We start from the raw sequence: 5,332 nt of genomic DNA, 5'->3' as shown, positions 1-5,332 counted from the left end.
GTCCAGCTTGCGGGCGAGCGCCTTGGCGTCCCCGGCGGAGGCGAAGCAGAAGTTCTGCCCGGGGGAGACCGCCCAGGCCAGCGTGACGTGGTTGCGGCGCGCCCGGTCGGCGAGGACGGCCTGTTCCACGCCGTGCAGACGCTGCGTCAGCTGCTGGTACGGCAGCCCGGCGGCGGGGGGATGGCGAGGGGCGACGAGAGGCAGCGGATGACGGACGCCGACGGGGTGGTTACGGTGGGTTATCTCGGCTCCTACCCACTGGATGCGACCGCAGACGTGACCGGTCCGAGAACGTGTCCCAGGTCACAATCAACGGCCCGCGGGCGAGGTGCCGGCCGAGGGCGGACAGCACCGAGCCTACGGCGGGAACCCGGGTCCGACCGGCAGGCTTGCGGGAGGGATCGGCCGCCCGAGCGGCCCTGGGCCACCCCTTCGCAGCGCAATACCGGCACTTCGGTCACTGCCGTTGACACTCTTCCCACCGGGTGGTGGGCTCGTCGTCCAACGGCTCGTCGGCCGCGCGCACGACGGGCCGGCTTCCTGGAGGCTCCGGTGCTGCCCAAGTGACTCGTCCGCCGCGCGCGCACGACGGGCCGGACACCACCGGTCGGAACGAGGAGTAGGCCGTGCAGTTCCGCGGGATCTGGCCGAACGGGCACAAGGCCGCGGGAGCCACCGCGCTGGCCGCCGCCGTCATCGGCGGACTGCTCGGCAGCGCGCCCCAGGCCGCCGCGGATCCGCTGTCCCCCGGCACCCCCGGCAACACGGCGACCGAACGGGCCGGTGCCGACGGCGTACCTCCGGTGTGGCCGCGTCCGCAGTCGCTGCGCGCCCAGGGCACCCGGATCCCGGTCGACACCGAGGTCACACTGGTCGCCGACGGCAACGCCGACCCGTACGCCCTGGACGGGCTGCGCGCGCTGCTGCGCGACGCCGGGGCGCGCTCGGTCACCGAGCTGACCGGCCCGCGCCCGGACGGCACCACCCCGGGACACGGCCTGGTGGTGCACGTCCAGGGGCGGTCCGCGGAGGCCGCGCTGCGCGCCCTGCGGGTGGCCGAGCGCGGCGACCTGCCGCCCGGCGGCTACCGGTTGGCCACCGGCACCGTGGCCGGCCGGCCCACCGTGGCCCTGGCCGGGGTCGGCGAGGACGGCCTGTTCCACGCCGTGCAGACGCTGCGTCAGCTGCTGGTACGGCAGCCCGGCGGCGGGGCCGGCTTCCCCGGGGTGACGGTCCGGGACTGGCCGGGCGCCGCGGTGCGCGGGATGACCGAGGGCTTCTACGGCGAGCCGTGGACCCAGCGGGAGCGGCTGGCCCAACTGGACTTCATGGGCCGCACCAAGCAGAACCGCTATCTGTACGCACCCGGCGACGACCTCTACCGGCAGGCTCGGTGGCGCGACCCGTACCCGGCCGAGCAGCGCGCCGAGTTCCGCGCCCTCGCCGACCGGGCGCGCCGCAACCACGTCACGCTGGCCTGGGCGGTCTCCCCCGGGCAGAACTTCTGCTTCGCCTCCGCCGGGGACGCCAAGGCGCTCGCCCGCAAGCTGGACGCCATGTGGGCGCTGGGGATCCGCGCCTTCCAGCTCCAGTTCCAGGACGTCAGCTACAGCGAGTGGCACTGCGGCGGCGACCGGCTGGCCCTGGGCCGGGGTCCCGAGGCCGCGGCGCTGGCCCAGGCCCAGGTGGCCAACTACCTGGCCGACCACCTGGCGAGGCGGCACCCCGAGGCGCCCGCGCTCTCCCTGCTGCCCACCGAGTACTACCAGGACGGCAGCACCGAGTACCGGGGGGCGCTGGCCGAGAAGCTGGACGACCGGGTCCAGGTGGCCTGGACCGGTGTCGGGGTGGTGCCGCGCACCATCACCGGCGGTGAGCTGGCCGGTGCCCGGGACGTCTTCGACCACCCGCTGGTCACCATGGACAACTACCCGGTCAACGACTTCGCCCAGGACCGGATCTTCCTGGGCCCCTACACCGGCCGGGACCCGGCGGTGGCCACCGGTTCCGCCGCCCTGCTGGCCAACGCCATGGCGCAGCCCACGGTCTCCCGGATCCCGCTGTTCACCGCCGCCGACTTCGCCTGGAACCCGCGCGGCTACCAGCCCCGGGAGTCCTGGCGGGCGGCCATCGACGACCTGGCCGGGGACGATCCGGCCATCCGTACCGCGCTGCGCGCGCTGGCGGTCAACAACGCCTCCTCGATGCTGGGCGGCTGGGGCACCCCGAAGACCGCCGGCGGCGAGTCGGAAGAGCTGCGGCCGCGCATCGAGGCCTTCTGGACGGCCTACGCGGGCCATGACCCCGCCGCGCTGGACGCGGCCGCGGACCGGCTGCGCGCCTCCTTCCGCACCCTGCGCGACGCCCCGGACCGGCTCCGGGACAGCCTGGGCGGCGAGGTGGGGCCCTGGCTGGACCAGCTCGGTCGGTACGGGCGGGCGGGCCTGGCGTCCGTGGACATGCTCACCGCGCAGGCCAGGAAGGACGGCGGGGCGGCCTGGCGGCACCGGCTGGAGCTCCAGCGGCTGCGCAAGGAGATCGCGGCCAGCCCGGTCACCGTGGGCAAGGGCGTGCTCACCCCGTTCCTGGCCGGCGCGCTGGAGCGGGCGGACGCCTGGGCCGGCCTGGACCGCGAGGCCGACGACCGGGTGCTGCCCGCGGCCGGGCAGCGGGCCGCCGCCGACCGGGACGTGCGGACCAGCGTGCGCTCGGGCGCCCCGGTGGTGCTGAGCTTCGACCGCGCCCGCCCGCTGACCGCCGTCACCGCCCTGACCAGCCCCCAGCCCGGCAAGCACGGCGCCATCGAGGCGCATGTGCCCGGCGAGGGCTGGCGGCGGCTGGGCACCGTCTCCCCCAGCGGCTGGACCCAGGCCCGCGGCCAGCGGGTGCGCGCGGACGCGGTGCGGCTGACCTGGACCGGCGAACGGCCCGGCGGGCAGTCGCCGGCGGTGCACGAGCTCACCCCGTGGTTCGGGGACGAGCCCGCCGCGGAGCTGAGCCTGTCCCGCCGCTCGGTGGACGTCGAGGTCGGCGGACCGGCGGTGACGGTGGAGGTCCGGCTCGCCGCCCGCCGCCCCGAGGACGTCAGCGGGGATCTGACCGTACGGCCTCCCAAGGGGGTCACGGTCAGTGCTCCGACGCAGGTCACCGCCGCGCGCGGGGGTGTGGCCACGGCACGGGTGCAGGTGTCGGTGCCGGCCGGCGGCAGTGCCGGCAGCTACCGGGTGCCGGTGCGGTTCGGCTCCGAGACGGTGATGCTCACGGTCTGGGCCACCGAACCGGCCGGCGGGTGACCGGAAGGGCCCGCCGGTGGGTGACCGGAGCAGGCCGGAGGCACGCTCACGGCTCGCGGGGAGGGTTCCCTCGCCGGGGCTCCATGACCGCGGGTACCCCGGGCCCCCACCGTGCGGTGAGGACCGCGGGGTATGACAATGGCCCGGTTCTCAGGCGGAAATGCCGTCGATCCGGGCCATCGCGTCGTCCGCGCCGTACGGCTGCAGATATGGCAGCCAGCGCGGGTCCCTATGCCCGGTGCCGATGATGCGCCAGGCGAGCCCCGAGGGCGGGGCTGGTTGATGGCGCAAACGCCAGCCGATCTCCGCGACGTGCCGGTCGGCCTTGACGTGGTTGCAGCGGCGGCAGGCCGCCACCACGTTCTCCCAGGTGTGCTGGCCGCCGCGACTGCGCGGAATGACGTGATCGACGCTGGTTGCGACGCCACCGCAGTACGCGCACCGGCCGCCGTCACGGGCGAACAGGGCGCGGCGGGTGAGCGGGACGGGGCCGCGGAAGGGCACCCGCACGAAGCGCTTGAGCCGGACAACACTGGGTGCGGGTATGACATGGGTCGCGCTGTGCATCAGGGCGCCTGAGTCCTCGAGGCTGATGGCCTTGTCATTGAGGACGAGAACGAGCGCGCGGCGGAGCGGTACGACGCCGAGCGGCTCGTACGACGCGTTGAGGACCAGGACATGCGGCACGGTGCCTCCTATACGCCGGCGGCGCGTGGCTCGCGCCGGGACGATCTCCCCATAGTGTCTCCGTATCCCCGGTGGGCGCGCCACTATCGACGAGTAACGGCCTGGGAGTGTTTTCGACCACACTTCGTTTCATCCCCCGCCGAGAATGCAGTTATCTCCCCCGAACGGAGCAGTGGACCATCCCGCGTCCCCCGTTAGTGTGGTGGGTCGGCCCGTGGCAGTCCTGACGGGCGTTTCGCACACGAAGGGTTCATGCTGTGTTCTGGTCCGCTGCCCTGGCCGCAGACTCGACGCCCGGTACCGGTGGTCCGTCCGGTCAAGAGAAGCCCACCTCTCTCGACGCGGCCCAGCAGGGCGCCACCAACGCCGCGGGCTGGGTCGAGGAGAACTGGTCGACCTGGCTCAGCATCGGGCTGCGCATGCTGCTGATCGTGGTGATCGCCCTGGTGCTGCGGACGATGGTGCGCCGCGCCCTCACCAAGCTGATAGAGCGGATGAACCGCACCGCTTCGGTGGTGGACGGCACCGCGCTGGGCGGCCTGCTGGTCAACGCCGAGCGGCGGCGGCAGCGGTCCGAGGCCATCGGGTCGGTGCTGCGCAGTGTGGCCTCCTTCCTGATCATGGGCACCGCCGCGCTGATGCTCCTCTCCACCCTGGAGATCAATCTGGCGCCGCTGCTGGCCAGTGCCGGTGTGGCCGGTGTGGCGATCGGTTTCGGCGCCCGCAACCTGGTCACCGACTTCCTCTCCGGCGTCTTCATGATCCTGGAGGACCAGTACGGGGTCGGCGACTCGATCGACGCCGGGGTGGCCTCCGGCGAGGTGATAGAGGTCGGCCTGCGGGTGACCAAGCTGCGCGGCGCGGACGGCGAGATCTGGTACGTGCGCAACGGCGAGGTCAAGCGGATCGGCAACCTCAGCCAGGGCTGGGCCACCGCGACCGTCGACGTACAGGTGCGCTCGGACGAGGACCTGGACCGGGTCCGCACGCTGATCGGCGAGGTCGGCGAGGCCATGGTCAAGGAAGAGCCGTGGAACGAGCGGCTGTGGGAGCCGATCGAGGTGCTGGGCCTGGACGCGGTCTACCTGGACTCGATGATCGTCAAGGTGTCCGCCAAGACCATGCCGGGCAAGGCGATCGGGGTGCAGCGGGAGCTGCGCTGGCGGATCAAGCAGGCGCTGGACGCGGCCGGTATCCGGATGGTCGGCCGCCCGCCGGAGGCGGATCTGGAGACCGAGCCGCCGGTGGACCCGACCGCCTCGGTGGCCGCCCCCTCCGCCTTGGCCAACCCCGCCTCGCCGCAGTCCGAGCGGGTGGCCCCGATCACCCCGCCGATCCCCCCGCCAGCGAAG

4 protein-coding genes are annotated in these 5,332 nt (G+C 73.8%); 2 read left to right on the top strand and 2 right to left on the bottom strand.

Annotation, left to right across the window (positions count from 1 at the left end):
- The coding region (locus tag E4099_RS34620) for a beta-N-acetylglucosaminidase domain-containing protein (RefSeq protein WP_245245261.1) at window positions 1-129 on the bottom strand (129 nt) is incomplete at its 3' end.
- 497 nt (window positions 130-626) lie between these two features.
- On the opposite strand from E4099_RS34620, the gene E4099_RS28580 reads away from it, so the two are divergent.
- Complete coding sequence (locus tag E4099_RS28580) at window positions 627-3,293, top strand: beta-N-acetylglucosaminidase domain-containing protein (RefSeq protein ID WP_245245260.1); 2,667 nt, start codon at window positions 627-629, stop codon at window positions 3,291-3,293.
- A gap of 150 nt (window positions 3,294-3,443) precedes the next feature.
- On the opposite strand, the gene E4099_RS28575 is transcribed toward E4099_RS28580, so the two are convergent.
- Window positions 3,444-3,980: an HNH endonuclease gene (locus tag E4099_RS28575; RefSeq protein ID WP_135342018.1), complete on the bottom strand. Its 537-nt coding sequence runs from the start codon at window positions 3,978-3,980 to the stop codon at window positions 3,444-3,446.
- Window positions 3,981-4,237: 257 nt separating this feature from the next.
- Between E4099_RS28575 and E4099_RS28570 the strand changes: the two genes are divergently transcribed.
- Window positions 4,238-5,332, top strand: a 1,095-nt coding sequence (locus E4099_RS28570; protein WP_135342017.1) for a mechanosensitive ion channel family protein, incomplete at its 3' end; no start/stop codon positions are given.

Source organism: Streptomyces palmae, assembly GCF_004684805.1.
GTDB lineage: Bacteria > Actinomycetota > Actinomycetes > Streptomycetales > Streptomycetaceae > Streptomyces > Streptomyces palmae.
The sequence above is the reverse complement of the archived record's forward strand: the minus strand, read 5'-3'. Positions and strand labels throughout refer to the sequence as shown.